We start from the raw sequence: 23,161 nt of genomic DNA on the forward strand, positions 1-23,161 counted from the left end.
GGTGTCTCCGCAGGTGGCGGCGGACGGCGGGGCCACGTCGGACGACCCCGAACGATGTACTACAGTCTGTCGTATGTTTGCTTCCCCGGCCGCCGTGACCACGGCCGCGCACACCCTTCCCCCGCTCGCGGCGGACGAGATCGACGACATCGTCCTCCTCGGCGTGCCCCTCTGGGGATGGCAGATCGCCGTGGCGCTCGTGGGCGTCCTGGCCCTGGCCCTCCTGGCCCGCACCATCTGGAACCCCACTTCGCGGTCGCTGCGCGCCTGGGCGCTGGGCAACGTCGCCGTCAACGCCGGGATCGCCGTCACCGGCGCGACCGTGCGGGTCACCTCCTCGGGGCTGGGCTGTTCGGAGTGGCCCAAGTGCACGCCCGACAGTTTCGTGCCCATCGACACCGGTCACGCGGCCCTGAACGCCGCCATCGAGTTCGGTAACCGGACGCTGACCTTCGTGGTCCTGGCGGTCGCCGTGATCACCCTGATCGCCGTCCTGCGCATGACCCCGCGCCGCAAGGACCTGTTCCGGCTGGCCGTGATCATCCCCTTCGGCGTCCTCGGTCAGGGCGTGGTCGGCGGCATCACCGTGTGGACCGACCTGCACCCGGCCTCGGTGGCCACCCACTTCCTGCTGTCGATGGTGATGGTCTTCATCACCGTCGCGCTGTACGTGCGCTGCCAGGAGCCCGAAGGACGGCCGCGGATCGTGGTCGGCCCCATGCTGCACACCGTGAGCATCGGCCTGGTCGTCGTCGGCTTCCTGCTCCTGATCGCCGGCACCGTGGTCACCGGTACCGGCCCGCACGGCGGGGACGCCGCCGCCCCGCGCTGGGCGCTGGACCTGCCCTCGGTCACCCGGGTGCACTCGGCCCTGGCCTGGCTCACCCTGGTCGGCGCCGCCGCCGCGGTGATCCTGGCCTTCCGCGGCGGCGCCGGGGCCCCCGCCCGCCGTAACAGCGTGATCCTGCTGGTGATCGTCCTCCTCCAGGGCGTCCTGGGCTACACCCAGTACGCCCTGGAGCTGCCCGAGGCGCTCGTGGTGCTCCACGTCCTCGGTTCGGGTCTGACCTGGGTCGCGATCTCCCGCCTGTACTTCGCCACCACGCGGCTGACCCCTCCGGGCGAGGAGGTCAGCGAGGAGGCTGACCGTGCCGGGGAACGTAGCTCTGTTGAGCCTGCGCCTGAGCGATGACGTGCGCGAAGTCGGCGCGACGTAGGAACCCGGAGTCGGTGGGCGTCTCCGCCCAGCCCGGGGTCACCGGCCGGGGCACGTGCCCCAGGAAGGTGTCCCGGGCCACGTGCATCAGGGCCAGGAACGAGTCCCGACTGACCTTCCAGTCCGTGCGGCGCACACCGGCGTCCATCTTGCGGTGCAGCAGGGCCAGCTCGGTGGCGGCCAGCTGATAGTCCTTCATCGCCGCGCGCCCCCGGGCACCGGCGTTGCGCGCGGCCCAGTCCCTGGCCTGACGGCGCCCGCTCATGGAGCTGAGCATGGTGATGTCGGCCGGGGTCACCAGGCCGGTGGAGATGTAGGGCGGAAGGTAGCGGTCGATGGCGGCCACCTGGCTGCGACGGTCGCGCGCGGCGATGGCCAGCAGGCCCATCAGCACCACGAACAGCACCAGGTAGGCCAGACCCAGGCCGTACCAGCCGAAGATCGTCGACGCGTTCCACATGCCGTGCAGCAGCACCGCCAGCACCCAGCCGGCGATCGGGGCGAGGAAACGTCCACCGCCGGTGCGCATCGCCGCGTAGGCCACGCCCAGGCCGGTCATGGCGGTGTAGATCGGGTGGCCGAAGGGGGCGACCACCCCGCGGATGGCGAAGGTCGCGACGAGGCTACCGTCGAAGAAGGCGCCGAGGAAGTACAGGATGTTCTCGGTGAAGGCGAAACCGGTGGCCACCATCCCCGCGTAGACCACGCCGTCGGTGAAGGTGTCGATCTCGTTGCGGCGCCGCCAGAGCAGCAGGAGCAGGACCATGCCCTTGGCGCTCTCCTCGACCACGGGGGCGACCATGGAGGTGCCGAGGAAGTCGCCCACGCTCTGCCCGAACAGGGGCACCATCAGGTAGGCGATGCCCCAGCTGTTGAGCAGCAGCGAGGCGAGCACCGCCACCCCCGCGCCCCAGACGAAGGCGAAGAAGAGCACCCAGCCGGGCTCGGGTTCGAGCCGGTCGAGCATGAGGATGAGCGGGACGAGGATCGTGACCGGGACGATCGCCGCGACCAGACTGACCACGAAGCCCGTGGCACCGTCGATCCCGGCGGCCGCTCCCCCGGCCATGGCCAGGATCCACAGGTACCCGAGCATCCCGAGCATGCACACCACGCTGATGGCGGTGCCCAGGATGAGGGTCATCGAATAACGGGATCTGCGGCCCTGGAGAATGGCCTTGCTGTCGAGTCGGGGCATGAGCACAGATCGTATCGTCTGCCGGGCTCGCGGGCGCGCCGTCCGCCCCGGTCGGGGGCGGTACGGTCCCCCTCCCACGTGCGACAGGATGGTGGCGAACGATCGAACCCGTGAGGAAGGCCTCTGGCATGGAGAAGGACATCACCCCGCGCAGGACCGTCTCCGGTCGGGAATGGACGCTGCGGGTGGCGGTCCTCGCCTCCGTGGCCGCCCTCGTGTGGGAGTTCGTCACCGCCGGACGGCTCGTCACGTTCGACGCGACCGCCCTGCCCCTGCACAACGGGGGCGCCTACGCGGTGCACGTGACCGCCGCCGTCCAGCTCCTGGCCGCGGCGATGGTGTGGTTCGGGGCCGGCCGCGGCTCCGGCGTCGATCTGAACGTCCTCCTGCTGAGCCTGGCCACCTTCGCCCTGGGCTTCGTCCAGGCCGCGCTGGGCACCTACGGCCCCCTTCAGGGCCATGTCCCCCTGGCACTGGTCCTGGTCGCCCTGGTGGTGTGGGCGGCCGTACTCGCGTGGAGCCGACGCCCCGCCTCCTGACCCTCCCCCGCGAACGACGGCGCCCGCCCCGAGGATCCGGGGCGGGCGCCGTCCGCGTCGTTACGGGACCGCTCCGGGATTTTACCTCGCGCGCAAGGCAACATAGTGTGCTTTACCGACAACCCCTTCAACGAAACCCACCTCTTCGAGTTGCCTCCGAAGACGGTGAGACCCCCCGAAGGAGAGGCATGCCACGGAGCACCCGAACGATCCCCACCGCGTTGGTCCTGGTCGGCACCCTGATCATGGCCATCGGATGCGCCCCGACCGACACCGAGGACGTCCCGGACCCCGAGAGCACGGCGGAACAGACCACCACCTATCCCGAAGGCCCCTATGTCAGGGAGGGGCTCTTCGGCGCCTATGACTTCCCCGCCCGGGTGGCGGTGCACCACATCGAGCGCGGCCGGGACCGCGGCGTCCTCCGTCTCACCGTGGAGGCCACCGGTGAGACCGACCAGAGCTACATCCACCGCCCCGCCGCCTTCTCCCGAGGACTGCTCGGCCGGAACTGGGCGTTCTCCCTGACCGACCCGGTCGGACGGAAGCACTATCTCCCGCTGCTCGACTCCGACGACCGCACGATCGGCAGCCCCATGCCGCCCAACTGGGTCCCCGGGGCCACCTACGAGTTCGAGATCCACTTCCCACCGATCCCCGAGGGGGTGGAACGCCTCACCCTCCACACCACCGGGGACGCCGGAGAGTTCACCGGCATCCCCGTGGTGGACCGGGGCGAGCCCTCCGCCCAGCCTTCCGACGACATCGACCACAACCACATCGACCCGGGCGACACCGTGCGTCCCGGACCCGGCGACGCCGAACCGGCCGGCGACCCCGACGATCGGGTCCAGGACCTGTACTCCATCGTCGAGCGGCCCGACCGGGTCCACACGGGCGGCGCGGACGAGACGACGGTGGGACTGCACGCCGACGTGCTGTTCGATCTCGACGAGTCCGAGCTCACCACAGAGGCCGAAGAGGTCCTGCGCGAGGTGGCCGAGGAGACCCGGGCCGAGGCCGACCCCTCACGGCCGCCGATCACGATCGTGGGCCACACCGATGGGCAAGGGGCGGGCGACTACAACCTGACCCTGTCCGAGGAGCGTGCCGAGGCCGTCCACGCCTTCCTCCGCGAGGAGCTGGGCACCGACTACGCGTACGAGACCGAGGGACGCGGGGACACCGAACCGGTGGCAAGCGAGAACGCCGACACCGAGGAGGAGGTCGAGGAGGCGCGCGCGGCCAACCGGCGGGTGGAGATCTCCTACCACCTGCTTCCCGAGGGCGAACGCGAGGAGACCGGCGAAGAGGCCGGTACCACCGTCACCGAGGGGACGGAGCACGTGGCCGCGCCGCCGGCGCCGTTCCGCGAAGGCGACGGCGAGGTCGTCGCCACGGGCGAGGCGACCTTCCTCAGCGACGTCGCGCGCTATCGACTGCACGCGTATCCGATGTACCGGGACGGTTCCTACCTCGTCGGGGTCTTCGAACTCGAACACGACGACAGCGGATCGGGGACGGTGCCGCACGTCGTCTCTCCCCTCTCCGGAGACCTGCGGGGCGGAGAGATGACCGCCTTTTCGGTGAGCGCCCCCGGCGGTGACGACGTCCTGCGGGCCGTCCGTATCGGCCCCTCCCACCCCGAGGACGAGGACCCCCGCTACCTGTCCACCCGACACTTCAACCCGTTCCCCGACGGTGGGAAGAGCCGCAGGACCTTCGTCTACTTCCCCGCGCCCGCCCTGGGCGTGGACGAGGTGGAGCTGGACGCCGGCCCCTTCGGCGCCTTCACGATCCCGGTGGAATGACCCTCACCCACGAACGACGGCGCCCGCCCCGAGGATCCGGGGCGGGCGCCGTCCGCGTCGTTACGGGACCGCTCAGCCGAGCAGTCGCGCGATGAGGGGGTCGATGGTGACCGCCGTGAACAGCAGCGCCAGGTAGGCGTTGGAGAGGTGGAAGAAGCCCATGGTCTTGAGCTTGGCCCCGCTCACCCCCGCCATCGAGCGGCTGAGCAGGCGGTGGGCCTGGACCACCAGGAGCGCGCCCAGGATGAGGGCGACCGCACCGTAGAACACGGTGGTCCCCGCGACCGGCCAGAAGATGAGCGAGACGATGACCGTGGCCCAGCTGTACAGCACCGTCTCCAGCAGCACGCGACGGTCGCCGGCGACCACCGGGAGCATCGGCACCTTGGCGGCGGCGTAGTCCTCGCGGTAACGCATGGCCAGGGTCCAGGTGTGCGGAGGCGTCCAGAAGAACACCACCAGGAAGAGGACGAACGGCGCCCAGTCGAGGCTGTTGGTGACCGCGGCCCAGCCGATGAGGACCGGCATACAGCCCGCGATGCCGCCCCACACCACGTTCTGCGCGGTACGACGCTTGAGCAGCATCGTGTACACGAAGATGTAGAAGAGGATCGCGAAGACCGACAGCGTCGCCGACAGCACGTTGACGAACACCAGGAAGCCGACGGTGGAGCCGATCGCCAGGGCGAGCCCGTAGATGAGGGCGCCCTTCGGTGTGACCAGGTCCATCGCGCCCGGACGCTGTCGGGTGCGACGCATCTCACGGTCGATGTCACGGTCGATGTAGCAGTTCATCGCGTTCGCGCTGGCCGCCGACATGGTGCCGAACAGCAGGGTGGCGACCGCGGTCCACAGCGGCGGCACACCCCCGGCGGCCACGAACATCACCGGGATGGTGGTGATGAGCAGAAGCTCGATGACGCGGGGCTTGGAGAGAGCGACATAGGCACGGACGTAGTCACCCAGGGCGGCCTTACGGGGGGCCTCGGGGGTGGGCGATCCGGCCTGCGGGGAACGGTTGGTGAGTGTCATGGGTGCCGCGTCCCCACGGCCGGAAGCACTCCTGTCCCCTGGGGGGCCGGCTCGGTTTCAGACACGCGGATACCTCGACAACTCTTAGGGAATTTCGACACTGCTCGCCACGCGGGGTCGATCGGACCGACAAAGCGTCAGGATCAGCGAAAACCCCGTCAACGACATACTGTAGTACTTCCTCGCGCGCACCGGAGACCTGCCCCCTGGGTACGGGTGCCCCGCCGGCCGGGACCTTCGGCCCGAGACCTCGCCGCCCCTCGGGTGTACAGAAGGGTCGCACAAGCCCCACCACGCTTCCAGCGTGCCACGCGCCCCACCGAGCGCGGGGATCCGGCCCCACGCCCCCTCCACCAGCCGGTGCGGGAGGTGTCGGGCACCCACATCCCCTGCCGCGGACGATAGGCTCGCAGACGGCCCCGTCCGTGTTCCACCGACCTCGTGCGAACACGGACCGGACACGTGCTTCGGGGCCGCGTGACGTCCACAGCCCGACGCCGAGCGACCCCGCCCTCGCACACCCCTCTCGGCCCGCCCCACGAGCGGGTCGTCCGTCGATCCCGGCGGACAACAAGTACACACGACCACCACCCGCCCCGGAAACGGGTGCCTCCGGTGCCCGAGAAGGAGAACGAAAGTCCGTGAACGCCCACACCCCGCAGAATCTGGAGTGGTCGGACCTCGACCTCCGTGCCGTCGACACGGTTCGGGCGCTGGCGATGGACGCGGTAGAGAAGTCGGGTAACGGTCACCCCGGTACCGCGATGAGCCTCGCTCCCGCCGCCTACCTCCTCTTCCAGAAGGTCATGCGCCACGACCCCGCCGCCCCCGACTGGGTCGGCCGGGACCGTTTCGTACTGTCCATCGGACACTCCAGCCTCACCCTGTACATCCAGCTCTACCTCGCCGGCTACGGCCTGACCCTGAAGGACCTGGAGTCGCTGCGCCAGTGGGACAGCCTCACCCCGGGTCACCCCGAGGTCGGCCACACCCCCGGCGTGGAGACCACCACCGGCCCGCTCGGCCAGGGTGTGGGCAACGCCGTCGGCATGGCCATGGCCGCCCGCCGCGAGCGCGGCCTGTTCAACCCCGAGGCGGGTCCGGGCGTCAGCCCCTTCGACCACCACGTCTACGCGTTCTGCTCCGACGGCGACGTCCAGGAGGGCGTGAGCCACGAGGCCAGCGCCCTGGCCGGCACCCAGAACCTGGGCAACCTCATCATGATCTGGGACGACAACCAGATCTCCATCGAGGACGACACCCGCATCGCGCACAGCGAGGACGTCATGGCCCGTTACCGGGCCTACGGCTGGCACGTCGAGGACGTCGACTGGACCGCCACCGGCGAGTACGTCGAGGACGTCGACGGCCTCTACCAGGCGATCCTGCGCGGCAAGGCCGAGACCGACCGTCCGACCTTCATCCGTCTGCGCACCGTCATCGGCTGGCCGGCGCCCAACAAGCAGAACACCGGCGCCATCCACGGCGCCGCCATCGGTGCCGCCGAGATCTCCGCCACCAAGGAGATCCTGGGCCTTCCGGACGAGCCGTTCGCGGTCGAGGACGCCGTCATCGAGCACACCCGCAAGGCACTGGACCGGGGCCGCGAGGCCCACGCCGCCTGGGAGGTCGCCTTCGACGCCTGGCGCAAGGGCGCCGGCGAGCACGGTGAGCTCTTCGACCGGCTCCAGTCGGGCAAGCTGCCCGAGGACTGGGAGGAGTCGCTGCCCTCCTTCGAGGCGAGCGAGAAGGGGATGGCCACCCGCAAGGCGAGCGGCGAGGTGCTGAGCGCGGTCGCGCCGATCCTGCCCGAGCTGTGGGGCGGCTCGGCCGACCTGGCCGGTTCCAACAACACCACCCCCAAGGGCGAGCCCTCCTTCCTCCCCTTCGACCGGGCCAGCGGCATGTTCCCCGGCAACCCGTACGGTCGCGTGCTGCACTTCGGCATCCGTGAGCACGGCATGGGTTCGATCCTCAACGGCATCGCCCTGCACGGCCCCACCCGCCCCTACGGCGGCACGTTCCTGGTCTTCAGCGACTACATGCGTCCGGCCGTGCGACTGGCCGCGCTCATGAAGCTGCCGGTCACCTACGTGTGGACCCACGACTCCATCGGTCTGGGCGAGGACGGCCCCACCCACCAGCCGATCGAGCACCTGTGGGCGCTGCGCGCCATCCCCGGCCTGGACGTGATCCGTCCCGCCGACGCCAACGAGACCGTCGTGGCCTGGCGCAAGGCGCTGGAGAGCACCGACCGTCCCACCGCGCTGGCGCTCACCCGCCAGAACGTCCCGGTCCTGGACCGCGAGGTCCACGCTCCGGCCGAGGGCGCGGCCCAGGGCGGCTACGTGCTCGCCGAGGCCGAGGGGGGCACCCCCGAGGCCATCGTCATCGCCACCGGTAGCGAGGTCTCCCTCGCGCTGGAGGCCCGCGCCGAGCTGGAGCGGGCCGGCATCCCCACCCGCGTGGTCTCCATGCCGTGCGTGGAGTGGTTCGAGGAGCAGAGCGAGGAGTACCGCGAGCAGGTGCTGCCCTCCTCGGTGCGCGCCCGCGTGTCGGTCGAGGCCGGTATCGCCATGGGCTGGCGCTCCTACGTCGGCGACGCCGGCGTCTCGGTGAGCCTGGAGCACTTCGGTGCCTCCGCGCCCTACCAGACCCTCTACGAGAAGTTCGGCATCACCTCCGAAGCGGTCGTCGCGGCGGTCCGCGACAGTCTGGCCAAGGTCGGACGCTGACGGAGCGGTCCCGCCGGGGAGCCCTCCCCGGCGGGGCCGCCGCCCGTGCGCGGCGCGGGCCCAGGACAAAGCGCAGGGAAGGCGTGAGAAGGACATGAGCACCGCACTGAAGGATCTGGCCGAGGCCGGGCAGTCCATCTGGCTGGACGACATCAGCCGGGACCGACTGCGCACCGGCAACCTCGCCGAACTGATGTCGACCCACCACGTGACCGGGGTGACCTCGAACCCCACCATCTTCGACAAGGCCCTCGCCGAGGGCGACGCCTACGACGAGCAGGTGCACGCCCTCGGGGTGCGCGGTGTCTCGGTGGGCGAGGCCGTCCGGATGCTGACCGCCTACGACATCCGCTGGGCCGCGGACACCCTGCGCCCGGTGTACGACGCCACCGACCGCGTGGACGGCCGGGTCTCCCTGGAGGTGGACCCGCGTCTGGCCCGCGAGACCGAGCGCACCATCGCCGAGGCCCGGTCGCTGTGGTGGCTGGTCGACCGTCCCAACCTGATGATCAAGATCCCGGCGACGGTCGAGGGTCTGCCCGCGATCACCCAGGTGCTCGGGCACGGCATCAGCGTCAACGTCACCCTGATCTTCTCCCTGGAGCGCTACCGGGAGGTCATGGAGGCGTTCCTGGAGGGCATGGAGCTGGCCCGCGCCAACGGCCACGACCTGTCCCGTATCCAGTCCGTGGCGTCCTTCTTCGTCAGCCGCGTCGACAGCGAGGTGGACAAGCGGCTGAAGGCCATCGGCACCGACGAGGCCGGGCGTCTGCTCGGCCGCGCCGCCATCGCCAACGCGCGGCTGGCCTACCAGGACTACGAGCAGGTCTTCTCCGCCGACCGTTGGAAGGTGCTGGCCGCCGAGGGCGCCACCCCGCAGCGTCCGCTGTGGGCCTCCACCGGGGTGAAGGACCCGTCCTACTCCGACACCCGCTACGTCACCGACCTGGTGGCCCCCGGCACCGTGAACACGATGCCGCAGGCCACCCTCGACGCGACCGCCGACCACGGTGAGATCACCGGGGACACGGTCCGGGCGCACTACGCCGAGGCCCAGGCCGACATGGACGCCCTCCGCGAGGCCGGTGTGGACATGGCCGACGTCGTCCTCCACCTGGAGAACGAGGGCGTGGTCAAGTTCGTGGACTCCTGGGAGAGCCTGCTCGGCCGGCTGACCATGAAGCTCGACGAGCTCGCCTAGGCCGCATCCACGGGCCTCCGTCGCACCGGAGCCCGTGCGGCCCTCGAGGCACCCTCTCACCGCCCCGTGCCCGTGCGCGATCCGCGCGGGCACGGGTGCCCGTCCACCGAGGCATCGGCCACGCTCGACAGGAGAAAGAGACTCTTGAAAGAACCGGTGATGCCGGGAGCGGTACCCAACCCGCTCCGCAACGCCCTGGACCGAAGGCTCCCCCGGATCGCCGGGCCCAGCGTGCTGGTGCTGTTCGGCGTGACGGGCGACCTGGCCCGCAAGAAACTGCTTCCCGCCATCTACGACCTGGCCAACCGGGGCATGCTGCCGCCGGGCTTCGGTCTGGTGGGGTTCGCCCGCCGGGACTGGGAGGACCAGGACTTCGCCCACGAGGCCCACGAGGCGGTGCGTCAGCACGCGCGCACCCCCTTCCGTGAGGACGTGTGGCGCCAGCTCAGTGAGGGCATGCGGTTCGTCCAGGGCGACCTGGACGACGACGCGGCCTTCGACGAGCTCGCCCGGACCGTCCACGAGCTGGACGCCGCGCGCGGCACCGGAGGCAACTACGCCTTCTACCTGTCGCTGCCGCCCAAGCTGTTCCCGACCGTGGTCACCCAGCTCAAGAGGTCCGGCCTGGCCGAGCCCGAACAGGGCGAGGGGACCGGCGGGGTCACCCCGTGGCGGCGCGTGGTCATCGAGAAGCCCTTCGGCCACGACCTGACCAGCGCCCGCGACCTCAACTCCGTGGTGGACGACGTCTTCCCGCCGTCGGCGGTGTTCCGCATCGACCACTACCTGGGCAAGGAGACGGTCCAGAACATTCTGGCGCTGCGCTTCGCCAACACCCTGTTCGAGCCCCTGTGGAACCGCGGTTACGTGGACCACGTGCAGATCACCATGGCCGAGGACATCGGCGTGGGCGGACGCGCGGGCTACTACGACGGGATCGGCGCCGCCCGCGACGTCATGCAGAACCACCTGCTCCAGCTGCTCGCGCTCGTGGCCATGGAGGAGCCCGTCTCCTACAGCGCCGACGCGATCCGCGCGGAGAAGGAGAAGGTGCTCTCCGCGGTCTCCCTGCCCGAGGACCTGTCCACCGGCACCGCCCGGGGACAGTACGCCGCCGGTTGGCAGGGCGGCGCCGCGGTGCGCGGCTACCTGGAGGAGGAGGGCATCCCCTCCGACTCGGTGACCGAGACCTACGCCGCCCTCAGGCTCGACGTGGGCACCCGCCGCTGGGCCGGGGTGCCCTTCTACCTGCGCACCGGCAAACGGCTGGGCCGCCGCGTCACCGAGGTGGCGTTGGTGTTCCAGGCCGCTCCGCAGCAGATGTTCGCGCGCTCCGACATCAGCGAACTGGGGCAGAACGCCCTGGTACTGCGCATCCAGCCGGACGAGGGCGTCACCCTGCGCTTCGGCTCCAAGGTGCCCGGCGCCTCCATGGAGGTGCGCGACGTGAGCATGGACTTCACCTACGGGCAGTCCTTCACCGAGGCCAGCCCCGAGGCCTACGAACGGCTCATCCTGGACGTGCTGATCGGCGACCCGCCGCTCTTCCCCCGCCAGGAGGAGGTCGAGCTGTCGTGGCGCATCCTGGACCCGGTGGAGGACTACTGGGCGAAGGAGGGCCGCCCCGAACAATACGGTTCGGGTACCTGGGGGCCCGACTCCGCCCACGAACTGCTCGCCAGGGACGGCCGCCAGTGGCGCCGCCCATGACCGCCCGCGTCGGGAGGAACCGATGACGCTCTACCTGCCGCGCACCACCACCGCGCAGATCACCGAGGCGCTCATGTCCGAGCGTCTCAGTGTCGGCGGCGGCGCGATGAACATGGTTCTGACCCTGGTCATCGTCACCGACGAGGCCGACCACTACGACGCCGTCCGGGCCGCCACCGAGGCCGGACGCGAACATCCGTCCCGGGTCGTGGCGCTGATCCGCCGCGACCCCAAGGCCGAGCCCGCCATCGACGCCGAGATCCGCAGGCCCGGCACCTCCGGCCCCGGCGAGGCGGTGCTGCTGAGGCTGTACGGGCCCCTGGGCGAACACCCCGACTCGGTCCTGACCCCGCTGCTGGTGCCGGACGCGCCCGTGGTGGTGTGGTGGCCGGGCCAGGGGCCGCTCGACCCGGCCGACGATCCGGTCGGTCGTCTGGCCCAGCGCAGGATCACCGACGCCCTGCGCGCCCCGAACCCGCTGGAGGACCTGATGGAGCGGGTCGCCCACTACCGTCCGGGCGACACCGACCTGACCTGGACCCGGCTGACCCCGTGGCGTTCGCTGCTGGCCAGCGCCATGGACCAGCCGTGCGGCTGGGTGAACTCGGCCCGGGTGACCGCCGAACCGCACTACCCGAGCGCCGAACTGCTGGCGTCGTGGCTGTCCGAACGCCTCGACGTCCCGGTGGAGCGCGCCACCTCGCACGGCCCCGGGCTGACCGAGGTGTGCCTGAGCACCGACCAGGGGGACATCACGATCTCCCGCAGAGACGGCCAGGTCGCCATCCTGTCGAGGTTCGGCCAGCCGGACCAGACGGTGGCCCTGGCCCGACGCGGCGCCTCCCAGGCCCTGGCCGAGGAGCTGCGCCGACTGGACGCCGACGAGACCTACGCGAGCGCGGCCCGCCACCTGGGCCCGATGCTCGCCGGAAGCGGAGCATGAGATGAGCGAACCGGAGATCGTCCGCACCATCGACGCCGAGCAGCTCGCCCAGAGCGCGGCCTCGCGGTTGGCGAAGCTGATCGTGAGCGCCGAGACCGAGGGGCGCGACTTCCACCTGGTCCTGACCGGTGGCGGGGTCGGCATCCGCACGCTCGCGGCCCTGCGCGACGAGGCGCTGGCCTGCGGGATGAAGTGGTCCCACGTGCACCTGTGGTGGGGCGACGAGCGTTTCCTCCCCGAGGGAGACCCCGAGCGCAACGAGACCCAGGCGCGCGAGGCCCTCATCGCCGACATCGACATTCCGGCGCACCAGGTGCACCCGATGCCGTCCTCCGACGGCACCGACCACGCCGAGGCCGAACGCGCCGCCACCACCTACTCGCAGGCCCTGGCCGTGGCCGCGCGGGGCAAGGGCCCGGTGCCGGAGTTCGACGTGTGCCTGCTCGGTCTGGGCCCGGACGCCCACGTGGCGTCGCTGTTCCCCGGCCTGCCGGGCGTGCACGAGGACGAGGCGGCCGTGGTGGCCGTCCACGACTCCCCCAAGCCGCCGCCCACCCGGATCAGCCTGACCCTGTGCGCCATCGGCACCGCCCGCCAGGTGTGGGTGCTGGCCGCGGGTGAGTCCAAGGCCGAGGCCGTACGGCTGGGCCTGTCCGACGCGAGCGTGGACCGGGCCCCCGTGGCCGGAGCGCGCGGCGCGGAGCGGACCGTCTTCTGGCTGGACCAGGCGGCCTCCGCGCAGCTGTAGCCCTCCACACGAAGGCGCCCCGGTGGGAGTTCCCGCCGGGGCGCCTTCGTGTTCCCCGGTGTCGTCAGGCGGCGGAGGGCGGGGGTGTCGTTCTCTTCGCGGAGAGGGCGAGAACCGGCGGGGCCAAGAGGAAGAGCGCTCCGAGGCCGAAGATCGCGAACGTGTGCCGGTACGGTTCCGCCCCCAGGAGGCCGTAGAGGACCAACGCCCCCATCGCCACGACGAACAGACCGTAGGGCACGGTCGCCCAGGCGGAGAGCCGGCGGTCGAAGCGGCCGTCCCGCAGCACGAAGAGGTGGACCAGCAACAGAACCACCATCACCACCGCCAGAACCAGCGAGAACCCGTGCCCCTCCCGCTGATGGGCGAGCTGGAAACGCGACAGCAGGAACAGGAAGAGCCCGCAGTTCAGCAGGGCGATCGTGCGCAAGAGACCCTCCCGGGATCGATCGTCAACCGTTCAAGGCCCTCAGCAGAGGCGTGACGACCTTCATGCCCCGCGACCCCGTTCATCAGGACATCCGCCGCCGGGCTCACGGCTCGACCCTCTTCGAGGCCGGCAGGAAGAAGGAGACCACCGAGAGGGCGAGACAGAGATGGGCCGCCACTCCCAGAGGGATCAGTCGCAGCAGTGGAGCCCCCGCGGTCAGGAAGAACCAGGCCCCGAAAAAAAGAAGGGGGACGTTCAGCACCCATAGACCGATGACGAACGCGCGAGCATAGCGTTCGGCCTCCGGGAACCTCCTCCCCACCCACCCCGATGAGAGTCCTATCCAACAGGCCGCCATCTGCCAGAAGGCCAGAATGGCCAGCCAGACATGAGCGCCGCTCCCATAAGAGCCCAGCCCGTACTTGTGATCGAGCGCCAGTATCCCGAACACGGCGAACAGGGCCGGGGCCATGAGAGCGGTGACCAGGGAGAACACGTTCATGTCACCGCGGGTGGGGGGCATGGGTGGAAACGCCACAACCCATTCGGCCCAGGTCGACCTCGCCTGGGAGATCGTTCGCCTGGCACCTCCTTCGTCACGCGCCACGGTCGGCTCCCCTCATCTCTGCCGCTCTCCCACATTCACCACGACGATCTCCTCGGTTCAATATCTGTAGAGCTCCCAGAAGGAGAGCGCGAGCACGGAGAGGAGCACCAACAAGACCACCAGGCGTTCCGCCGGCTTGATCTTTCTTCCCCTTAAACATACTCATCAAGGCGCAGGAGGCCGACTTCCCCCAGGCGAATTCTGGAATCCTCCAAGTTCAATACCCCTAGATCCCAAGAGGCCCCCGACGCCCTCCCCATGGGCTACTACAGGAACTCGACATCGCCCTCGCGGCCAGCAATCCAACCGCAACCGAGCCGCCGTCACACCAGCACCCAACACAGATCACCAGTGAACAACAAACCCACTCAAGAACCAGTAATAGACAAAAGATGCAATCCAAATCACCGGCACATACAAGATATTCAAATGCAAGGAAGTCGATCTATCGCCATCACTCTTTACAGCATCGGACCTACAGACTTCTTCGATCCTCCCGGCAGCCCGAGAAGCACTGGGACTTCCAAAAATAGAGGAAATAATGGAACCCCGAAAAGCCGAGACATCCAATATATCACCATTCTTCAACTCAATCAGAAGCGCCCCTCCGCCGACCCAGGCTCGATCAATTCGACCAGCCCCTATACGAGTCTTTGTCCAATATCCACGCAACACCACTTCGCCATCCTCCAAGGAAACATTCCTCCAGAACACCACCTTCAACTCAACCCAGACAAAGAAGGCGAAAATATTCGCCATAACAAGGATCCCTGAAACCCCGAAGCCCTCACCGATCACAGCCAAGGAGAAAAGGAGCCAGACAAGGAATGTCACAACCGCCCCGAGAAGTAGCGTTCCGACACTCCGAAAAACCTCTCTTCCCTCAGCCAAATCTAGTTCCTCGCAAACGGGTTCCCATACGGAACAGGACCCCCAAATGTAGCACCACTGGCGATATTAACAGCATAACCAGCAGAGGAAGCCCCCCAGTCCACTGCCCCTGAATTCATATCCCAACCTTGAAAAATCCCGCTTCTACGCTGAGGATTCCCCGACCTGGGATTATAATCCCACCTTTGAACACCAGTCCGCACCGTAGGCCTAGAGCCCATTGACCTCAAAGCTCCACTCCATGTCCCAGAGGCCAGACGGCCGACACTCAGAGCAGCTCCCCCTCCCATACCCAACATCAGGACACTCCACCCGTGCCCTCTGACATATCTATTCGTGCTGAAGAACTTACTGGAGGAACCCTTATAGGAGGTCTGCGTGATCTTTCGCCACCCAGTGTTCGGGCGGTAGTTCCAGGTTTGGACGTGACTCTTCCCGCCCTTCTTGTAGTGAACGTTGGTGTTACCACCGATCTCTATGCAGATGCCATCGGCCGGGGTACACGCGGATAGACCAGATCCGTCCCAGTACGCCGCCGGGCTGTTGTTGGTGTGGGCGTAGCCGTCCATGGACTGGGCATCTACGCCTCCCGGTTCGCATTCGCCGGAGCGTTCAAGCGGGAGTTCGGCGCCCCACCGGCCCGTTATCGGGAAGAGGAAAACGAGGACACCTCCCCCGACTCGCCCGCCGCTCAGACGAATATCACGTAGCCGAGAAGAAAGAGCAGGAAGTACGAGGCCAGAATGACGAGGAATGTGGAAAGACCCCATCGATAACACTCTTCGGCGTGGGCGTCGTCCGTCTCGGGGAAACGGATCGACCTCTCAGCGATCTCCCGTTCGAGTGCCCTCGCCACACCTCTGAAGTTCCGGTACCCCAGGATCAGGGACATGAGGGAGTCGGGAAAGGCGATGCACTTGATCGAGTGCCCTCCCCGTAGCGAAAGGGATATGCCTCCCACCCAGTGCACGCCGGTGACCACGAAGGCGGGGAACTCCACCTCCCTCGCGAAGTTCCGCACGATCACGTTCTGACCGCGCATCCTCACCCCGGTCAGCACACCGAGCATCGACCAGAGCCACGCCAGCGTGGAAGAGGAGACGAAGACCAACAGGAGGATCGGAACATCGGCCCATTCCATCCGCCCCGAGTCCCCGGTCCCACCACCGATGGCGAAACATCCGAACCCGCACATCGCGTATATCAGCCACGCGACGGTGGCCGAGGTCCATCTTTTGAAGCGCACTCTTTCTCGCCCGGGCTCAGGCATGGGGGCTTCCGATGACGATGAGACCCGGCGGGAACGGGTCGGTCAGGGGCACGAGGGTCGCGGGAAATGGGGAACGGTGCATGGGGGATGCCTGTTCGGGATCGTGGGGATGTGAGGGACCGGGGTGGAAGGTTCGCCTCCGGTTTCGGAACAGGATATGAGACGCCCGCGCGAACCGGCACGGGTCCGGGCCTCGGGCGCTCACAGGAGAGCCCGGGGCCCACCCCTACGGGCGGGGCCTGCGGGTGCTCAGGGTGAGGGCGGTGAAGGCCACCGCGCAGGCCAGGGCGTAGGGTCCCGGGCCGAGGAAGAGGGAGAGCGGGGCGGCTCCGAAGGCCAGGGGCGCGAGCCCGAAGAGGGCGAGAGCCGCCGTGAGGACGGCGATCGCCCCGCAGGTCCACCGGGGCACAGAGGTACCTGCCCGGCGGGGGTCGATGAGCGTCAAGGGCACGGCCGCGATGGCCAGGGCGATGAGGACGGGGGCGAGCATCCAGGCCAGGTAGCCGGGTGTGGGGTTCCGGGCCTCGCTCAGCAGGAGGCCCCCGGTGACCGTCAGGTGTGCCGCGCCCAGGAGCAGTCCGGTACCGGAGGCCGCGTACGCGAGCCACACGGGAGGCGTGGTCCTCGTGATCGGTTCGTGCGACCGTTCGGTGTCCATGCCGCGCTCCCTCGTTCGGTGTCGTCCTTCTCCGATTCTCGCTCGTCCGGTGCTCCCGCCCCGTGGGAGGGGCCATCGGTACTCGGGAGGGAGGCTCAGGAACCCGTGGGGCAGACGGTGCCCTCCTCGGGGAGTTCGCCCCGGAGGAGGTAGGCGTCGACGGCCTCGTTCACGCAGGGGTGGCCCTTGGCGTAGGCGGTGTGGCCGCCGCCCTCGTAGGTGAGCAGGGTCGCCGTGGCCAGCCGGTCGGCCATCTCCCTCGCCCACGTGTACGGGGTCGCCGGGTCGCCCAGGGTTCCCACGACCAGGATCGGCGGGGCCATCGGCGCGGTGACCCCGATGGGGGCGATCTCGGTGTCGGGCCAGTAGGCGCAGGGCAGTTTGCGCCAGACCTCGTCGCCGCCGAAGAGCGGGGAGAGGCGGGTGGCCCGGATCGCGCCCTCCTGGTAGTCGCGCACGTCGGTCGGGGCGGCGTGGTCGGCGCATCGGACGGCGAGGTGGGCCGATTCCTCCATCCCCGGGGTCTCGTCACCGCCCCGGCGCAGCAGGCCGAGCAGGTAGTCGTGGACGAAGTCGTCGCGTTCGCCCTCGGCCAGTCGGGCGAGCAGGCCCGCGGTGTCGTACCAGAGCGTCTCGGTGTAGAGGGCGCCGCGCAGCAGGTCGAGGAACCCGTCCCGGTCCAGGGTGCGGTCCGCGACGTGGAGGGGTTCGGCGTCGATGCCGTCCAGGATCCCCTCCATCTCCCGGAGGGCGGAGTCGGTGCCGGTGAAGGGGCACGGTTCGGCCCGGTCCAGGCAGAAGGCGACGAAGGCCTCCCAGGAGGTCTGGAGTCCGCCGGTCTGTTCGACCGCCTCGGAGACGACGTCGCGTTCGGTCTGGACGGCGCCGTCCAGGACCAGGGCGCGGGTGTTCTCCGGGTACATCTCGGCGTACAGGGCGCCGATGTAGGTGCCGTAGGAGAAGCCCACGTAGTTCAGTCGTTCGTCGCCCAGGGCGTCGCGCATGATGTCGAGGTCGCGGACGACGTTGACGGTGCCCATGGTGGCGAGGAAGTCGGCGCCGGCCTCCTTCTCGCAGGCGGCGGCCAGTGCGTGGGCGCTCTTCTCCATGTCGGTGAGGAGGTCGCCTTCCACCTCGGCGGCGCCGATCCGGTCCGCTTCGGACAGGGGGCGGTCCATGACGCGCAGGAGGGGGCAGGAGAACCCTTCGCTGTCGCCGACGCCGCGCGGGTCGAAGGAGACCAGGTCGAAGGAGTCTCGGATCTCCCGCCCCAGGGGCAGGGAGCCGGCGAGGAAGGTGTCGACGCCGGAGACCCCGGGGCCGCCGAACTCGAAGAGCAGGGAGCCCCGACGTCCGTCGGCCGGCCCCTGGGCGGGGTGGCGGACGAGCGCCAGGTCCAGGGTCCGGCCTTCGGGGTCGCCGTGGTCCATGGGGACGGTGACCGTCCCGCATTCCAGACGGCGGAGCCAGTCGGGATCGCCTTCGACGGTCTCGGTGGCGGCGAGTTCCTCGGGGGGCAGGCACGGTTCCCAGGCGATGCTCTGTCCGTGGAAGGGGTGGTCCCCGCCGACGTCGGCGTGGGCCGTGATCGACGTGGCGACCACGACCACCGCCAGGGCTCCGAGCCCGAACGCCCCCGTCTTCATAACGCGCACCCGCACAACCGACCTCATCCGTGACCCCCGACGACCGAGATTCACATACTCTGAGTGATCGTCGAGACACGCATGGCGAACATGCCGACAGGCGGGTCAATAGTCCGTTCTGGTGTGTTTTACCCGGGTGGGAGAGGGTCGTGCCCTCTCCCTAGCGGGTCCTCACCACTCCCAGGCGGGGCAGGACAGCCCCTCCTCGGGCATCTCGCCCGTCAGCAGGTAGGAGTCCACCGCCGGGTCCACGCACGGGTCACCGTAGGCGTAGGCGGTGTGGCCCGTGCCCTCGTAGGTGAGCAGGACCGCGGAGTCCAGCTGCCCGGCCAGCTCCTCGGCCCAGGTGTAGGGGGTGGCGGGGTCGCCCAGGGTGCCGACCACGACGATCGGCGGGGCGTCGGGCGCGGTGAAGCCGCTCGGCGCCTCCTCGGTGTCGGGCCAGTAGGCGCAGGGGAGCTGCTCCCAGACCAGGTCGGAGCCGAAGAGCGGGGAGTCCACGGCCGCCTCCTGCGCGGCGCGACGGTAGGCGTCGGCGTCGGTGGGGTCGGTCCGGTCGGCGCAGTTGATCGCCGTCAGCGCCGCCTCCTCGTCCGCCCACGTCATGCCGGGCTTGTCCGACCAGTCGTCGGATTCCTCCTCGTACTCGGCGAACGTGTCGTCGTAGAGGACGTCGAGGTACTCGCCCGCCCCCTGAGTGTCCTCGTCCAGAGCGGTCAGGGTGGCGGCCAGCAGGTCACCGGAGTTCTCGTAGTAGAGCTGCTGGGAGATCATCGACATCAGGGTCGCCCCGTCCACCTCGACGTCCCGCGCCATGGGCGGGTCGGCGTCGAGGTCCTCCAGCAGGTCCGCCATCCACCCTTCGGAGGCGGCCGGATCGGAGAAGGGGCACTCGCCCGCGGCGGAGCAGTCCTCGACGAACAGGTCCCAGGCGTACTGGAAGCCCTCGGCCTGGTCGACGGCGACCTCGACGTTGGGACGCTCGGTCTCCACCGCCCCGTCCAGGACCAGGGCGCGGGTGTTCTCCGGGTACATCTCGGCGTACAGGGCACCGATGTAGGTGCCATAGGAGAAGCCCACGTAGCTCAGCCGCTCGTCGCCCAGCGCCTCACGGATCAGGTCCAGGTCGCGCACCACGTTCACCGTGCCGATCGCGGCGAGGAAGTCCTCCCCCACCTCTTCGGCGCAGTCGTCGGCGTAGGCGCGGGCGGCCTCCTCCAGAGCGCCCAGCTCGGCGTCGCTCACCCGGGTCGGGTCCTCGACCGCGCTACGCGCCTCGTCGAGGGCGAACCAGTCTCCGCAGGCGAAGCCGCCGCTGTCACCGACACCGCGCGGGTCGAAGGAGACCAGGTCGAAGGCGGAGAGGATCGGGTCGTCGAACATGGGGAAGTCCAGCAGGTCCACCCCGGTCTCGCCCGGCCCGCCCGGGTTCAGCACGAGGGAGCCGATCCGGTCCTCGTCCGCCCCCTCGGCGGGGCGTCGGACCATGGCGAGCCCGATGGTCCCCTGACCGGGATCGGCGTGGTCGAGGGGGACGTCGAGGGTCCCGCACTCCAGCGTCTCCAGCCATTCGGGGTCGCCGTCCCACTCGGGGGCCTCGGCCAACTCCTCCTCGTTCTTGCAGGGCTCCCAGTCGATGGTGCCCAAGGCGAAGTCGGCGGGCCCGCCGTCCTCCTCCGGAGCGGCACTCGGCGGGGCGCATCCCGCCAGGAGCAGTGTGGCGACACCGCCCAGGACCATGACACCCGTGAAACGCACGTTCTCGATTCCTCTTCCGCTCTCGCGCCGTCCGCGCGGCCCCCGTGTTCCGAGAGCCGCGCACCGGTGCTCCGGTGACGCGCGGGGAATGAGACGTTCCACCCCCTTCGGAGGTTGCGTTCCCGGTATGGGAGGAAGAGCACGTTCGGTGGTGAAACCGTCGAAGGGAGATCCGCCGATAGACCCGTGCCCTGTTCAGAGCCCTCCGACGTCGGTGCCGAGCAGGGCGGGCGGCGCCGCCGGATCGACCTCCACCACCATGGGCCGGTGGGGGTCCCCGAAGCGGATCCCCTCGTTCGCGGTCTCCCCCGTCGGGCCCTGCGCGATCCAGTCCACCAGCTCCCCCGCCCTGGTCACGTCACGGCCGGGCCGTGTCAGCGCCAGGAGCGTTCCGGCCACGTCGCAGCGGACCGCCAGGTGCGTGGTCGCGGCGAACACGCTCTGCGCCCAGCCTCCCGGGCTCACCGCGCGGAGCGGCCCTTCGGGGGTGCGGCGCCGTCTCCATCCGGGGGCGGCCAGACCCACCACGCGATCGTCGAAGGCCAGGGCCAGGCCGGGACGTTCACGGGCGGTGAGGAAGGCCTGTCCGTCGGCGAGGGAGGGGTCCCACCACACCCGGCACCCGGTGGAGGAGGCCTCGATCAGGGAGCGCGCCGCCAGGTCCAGCAACTCCACATCGACCTGGTCGAGCGCCGGCCCCCGCACCACGTCGCGCAGCGCCCCGTCGAGGGGTTCGTAACCGGACAGCACCAGCGACCAGTCCGGGCGGGCGCGTCCTCGAAGCTCCCGACGCCCGTGCTCCAGGCAGACCACGGCCCGTTCCCTGGCCAGTTGGTAGGTGGCGCAGGCTCCGGCCCCGCGCGCCGCCTCGGCCAGTCCCAGGCTCATCGCCTTGGTCCCGGTGGTGAAGTCGACGACGACCGGCCGGTCCCCGTCGCGTTCTCGGTCGATCCACGCGCCCACGCTCCGGGTCACCGCGGCGGGGTCGAACCCGTCCACCGGGTCGGCGGCCAGCCGCACCCGATCACGGTAGCCCTCCGAACGCAGGGTCGCGTCGTCGGGCGCCTCCGCTCCGGGGTGTTCGACCGCGTACAGCGTGCGGGCCGCCGCCTCGCGCACCTTGGTGCGCAGGCTCTGCCGGGAGGGCAGGACCAGGGCCCGGGAGGGGCGGTGGGCGTGCAGGGCGGTCAGGGCGCCCAACCGGCTGCCGCCCAGCGGGGTGACGAGCAGGGGCCCCTCCTCCGGTACGGGATGGCGCGGTCGTGAGGCCGGCGGTGTGGAGGACGTGCGCGGGTCCTCCGGATCGGTGGCCTCTCGGGGGCGAGGGGGGCTCTCGGGCAGGAAGGCACGGCGCAGGGCCTCGAACGTGGTCATCCTGGCCAGGAAGGCGTCCAGGTGCCAGACGTGGACGTTGCGGGCCGACAGGGCCGGGTTGTAGGCGGTGAGCCGTTCCCGCAGGTCGTCGACGGGCGGCCCCGCGTAGACGAAGAGGATCCGGGCGGCGCCGCCGAACACGCGGCGGGCCTTGGCCACGGTCCATCCGGCCCGGGCCACCACGTCCTCGGAGCGGCTCTTGACCTCCACGCACAGCACCCGGTGCCGGTGGCGGAAGAGGACGTCGAAGTCGGCGATGGAGCCGCCCGGCCGGTAGGGGTCGACGATCCGGCGGGATCCCAGTACCTCGGTGTCGTCGCGGCCGCGGGTCAGGCGGCGCAGGTGGGACAGGACGCGCCCCTCGGCGGAGATACCGTTCACCTCGCCTTCGGGGAGTCTCGGGTAGGCCTCGCGCAGGGCGTCCTCGCCGCCGCGCAGGTAGATCCGCACCGGCTCGGGGTCGCGCCGTTCCGCCCAGTGGGCGCCGTGGATCGCGGCCAGCGTGCTCAGGTCCGGACCGGGGGCCTCCCGTGACGAGGCGCCGTGCGGGTCGAGGTAGCGGCGCAACCCTCGGGATCCGGGAGGGAGCGAGCGTTCGTGGTGCAGGGCCGCGACCACGCTCATGATCTTGGTCCCCCCGGTGTAGTCCAGGTACCAGGGGCGTCCGTCGAGTTCGCGGCGGATCCGTTCCAGGACCGCGGTGACGGCACGGGGGTCGTGCGGGTCCGGGCCCACGCTGAGCGCGCGCGCCGAACGGTCGTCGTGGAGGCGGTGGACCGCGTCGACGACGCGGTGGGCCACCGGCGAGGTGCCGTCGCTACAGACCAGGAACAGCCGTTCCACGGGCAGCGTCGACGAGGCCAGGAGGGCCGGTGTGGGGTTCTGGCCCACGAGGACGATGGCGGCTCCGGGTCCGTCCACGTTCTCCTCTCCCAGGGGATGGGGGCGATCCGTGCGCCGATCGTCTCCGGGTGGTCGCGGACGCCCCCACCGTACTCATCCGGGGGCGGTCGACGCCAAGGGGAGGGGGCGGGCCCCGCACACCGAATCGGAGACGACCACGAAGGAACGGCAGGCGGTGACGACCCCTCTGCCGTCCCTGACCAGGTCGGAGGGGACCAACAGGTCTCCTCGTTCGGGATGGGCCGAACTGACCACGGACGAGACGATGAACCACACCCCGGCCCGGGGTTCGGGCAGGTTGGCCGCCCTGGTCCGCCTCTCGGCCATGAGGGGGATGCCGTCCAGGTCCCTGAGCGGCACCCGCGCCGCCTCCACCCTGGCCGGGCGGGTCGCGCTGGGCCAGGTGCGAATGACCCGGGCCTCCTCATCGACCACTCTCACCTCGTGCGGGGTCAGGTTGATCACCCTCATACGGCGGCCTCTCGATCTCT

General features: G+C 69.9%; 19 protein-coding genes. 8 read left to right on the forward strand and 11 right to left on the reverse strand.

Annotated elements, in window-relative coordinates; all coding sequences use genetic code 11:
* Positions 1 to 73: 73 nt before the first annotated feature.
* Positions 74 to 1,192, forward strand: a complete 1,119-nt coding sequence (locus D451_RS0117555) for a COX15/CtaA family protein (RefSeq protein WP_017535406.1) — start codon at positions 74 to 76, stop codon at positions 1,190 to 1,192.
* Here D451_RS0117555 and D451_RS0117560 read toward each other — a convergent pair.
* Entirely contained in the window at positions 1,131 to 2,414 is a 1,284-nt protein-coding gene (locus D451_RS0117560) for a PrsW family intramembrane metalloprotease (protein WP_026125155.1), read from the reverse strand. The two genes, D451_RS0117555 and D451_RS0117560, sit on opposite strands and share 62 nt — an antisense overlap.
* A 128-nt stretch (positions 2,415 to 2,542) precedes the next feature.
* Here D451_RS0117560 and D451_RS0117565 point away from each other — a divergent pair, with 128 nt between their 5' ends.
* Together D451_RS0117565 and D451_RS0117570 are read left to right on the forward strand one after the other, a co-directional pair.
* Complete coding sequence (locus D451_RS0117565) at positions 2,543 to 2,953, forward strand: hypothetical protein (protein ID WP_017535408.1); 411 nt, start codon at positions 2,543 to 2,545, stop codon at positions 2,951 to 2,953.
* A gap of 188 nt (positions 2,954 to 3,141) precedes the next feature.
* Positions 3,142 to 4,764 (forward strand): OmpA family protein, encoded by a 1,623-nt coding sequence (locus D451_RS0117570; RefSeq protein ID WP_017535409.1) that lies wholly within the window; start codon positions 3,142 to 3,144, stop codon positions 4,762 to 4,764.
* 72 nt (positions 4,765 to 4,836) lie between these two features.
* Here D451_RS0117570 and D451_RS0117575 read toward each other — a convergent pair whose 3' ends face one another.
* On the reverse strand, positions 4,837 to 5,796 hold the full coding sequence (locus D451_RS0117575) for a heme o synthase (RefSeq protein ID WP_017535410.1): 960 nt from the start codon (positions 5,794 to 5,796) through the stop codon (positions 4,837 to 4,839).
* Positions 5,797 to 6,437: 641 nt separating this feature from the next.
* Here D451_RS0117575 and tkt point away from each other — a divergent pair.
* From tkt to pgl, 5 genes are all read left to right on the forward strand, one after another.
* Positions 6,438 to 8,531 carry a transketolase gene (tkt, locus tag D451_RS0117580; protein ID WP_017535411.1) on the forward strand — a complete coding sequence of 698 codons (2,094 nt, stop codon included), beginning with the start codon at positions 6,438 to 6,440 and terminating at the stop codon, positions 8,529 to 8,531.
* Positions 8,532 to 8,625: 94 nt separating this feature from the next.
* Positions 8,626 to 9,732, forward strand: a complete 1,107-nt coding sequence (gene tal / locus D451_RS0117585; protein WP_017535412.1) for a transaldolase — start codon at positions 8,626 to 8,628, stop codon at positions 9,730 to 9,732.
* Positions 9,733 to 9,891: 159 nt separating this feature from the next.
* Positions 9,892 to 11,442, forward strand: coding sequence for a glucose-6-phosphate dehydrogenase (zwf, locus tag D451_RS0117590; RefSeq protein ID WP_014911782.1), 1,551 nt, complete (start codon positions 9,892 to 9,894; stop codon positions 11,440 to 11,442).
* A gap of 22 nt (positions 11,443 to 11,464) precedes the next feature.
* A complete protein-coding gene (locus D451_RS0117595) occupies positions 11,465 to 12,385 on the forward strand; it encodes a glucose-6-phosphate dehydrogenase assembly protein OpcA (protein WP_017535413.1) in 921 nt (306 codons plus the stop codon).
* A gap of 1 nt (position 12,386) precedes the next feature.
* Positions 12,387 to 13,133 carry a 6-phosphogluconolactonase gene (gene pgl / locus D451_RS0117600; RefSeq protein WP_014909374.1) on the forward strand — a complete coding sequence of 249 codons (747 nt, stop codon included), beginning with the start codon at positions 12,387 to 12,389 and terminating at the stop codon, positions 13,131 to 13,133.
* Between the two features lie 64 nt (positions 13,134 to 13,197).
* Here the strand turns inward: pgl and D451_RS0117605 are convergent, their stop codons facing one another.
* From D451_RS0117605 to D451_RS0117640, 9 genes are all read right to left on the reverse strand, one after another.
* Positions 13,198 to 13,563 carry a hypothetical protein gene (locus tag D451_RS0117605; protein ID WP_017535414.1) on the reverse strand — a complete coding sequence of 122 codons (366 nt, stop codon included), beginning with the start codon at positions 13,561 to 13,563 and terminating at the stop codon, positions 13,198 to 13,200.
* A gap of 103 nt (positions 13,564 to 13,666) precedes the next feature.
* Positions 13,667 to 14,065: a hypothetical protein gene (locus D451_RS0117610; protein ID WP_234305843.1), complete on the reverse strand. Its 399-nt coding sequence runs from the start codon at positions 14,063 to 14,065 to the stop codon at positions 13,667 to 13,669.
* A gap of 450 nt (positions 14,066 to 14,515) precedes the next feature.
* Positions 14,516 to 15,061 (reverse strand): hypothetical protein, encoded by a 546-nt coding sequence (locus D451_RS27915; RefSeq protein ID WP_152472911.1) that lies wholly within the window; start codon positions 15,059 to 15,061, stop codon positions 14,516 to 14,518.
* A 691-nt stretch (positions 15,062 to 15,752) separates the two neighbouring features.
* Positions 15,753 to 16,331 carry a hypothetical protein gene (locus D451_RS0117615; protein WP_161628224.1) on the reverse strand — a complete coding sequence of 193 codons (579 nt, stop codon included), beginning with the start codon at positions 16,329 to 16,331 and terminating at the stop codon, positions 15,753 to 15,755.
* A gap of 226 nt (positions 16,332 to 16,557) precedes the next feature.
* Positions 16,558 to 16,989 carry a hypothetical protein gene (locus tag D451_RS0117620; protein ID WP_017535417.1) on the reverse strand — a complete coding sequence of 144 codons (432 nt, stop codon included), beginning with the start codon at positions 16,987 to 16,989 and terminating at the stop codon, positions 16,558 to 16,560.
* A 95-nt stretch (positions 16,990 to 17,084) separates the two neighbouring features.
* Complete coding sequence (locus D451_RS0117625) at positions 17,085 to 18,635, reverse strand: alpha/beta hydrolase (RefSeq protein ID WP_017535418.1); 1,551 nt, start codon at positions 18,633 to 18,635, stop codon at positions 17,085 to 17,087.
* A gap of 171 nt (positions 18,636 to 18,806) precedes the next feature.
* Complete coding sequence (locus D451_RS0117630) at positions 18,807 to 20,393, reverse strand: alpha/beta hydrolase (protein ID WP_017535419.1); 1,587 nt, start codon at positions 20,391 to 20,393, stop codon at positions 18,807 to 18,809.
* Between the two features lie 195 nt (positions 20,394 to 20,588).
* Positions 20,589 to 22,688 carry a CRISPR-associated protein gene (locus D451_RS0117635; protein ID WP_017535420.1) on the reverse strand — a complete coding sequence of 700 codons (2,100 nt, stop codon included), beginning with the start codon at positions 22,686 to 22,688 and terminating at the stop codon, positions 20,589 to 20,591.
* A gap of 75 nt (positions 22,689 to 22,763) precedes the next feature.
* The gene (locus D451_RS0117640; RefSeq protein WP_017535421.1) at positions 22,764 to 23,141 is read right to left on the reverse strand and encodes a hypothetical protein; all 378 of its coding nucleotides are present in this window, start codon (positions 23,139 to 23,141) and stop codon (positions 22,764 to 22,766) included.
* Positions 23,142 to 23,161: the final 20 nt, after the last annotated feature.

This window comes from Nocardiopsis alba DSM 43377 (assembly GCF_000341225.1).
GTDB lineage: Bacteria > Actinomycetota > Actinomycetes > Streptosporangiales > Streptosporangiaceae > Nocardiopsis > Nocardiopsis alba.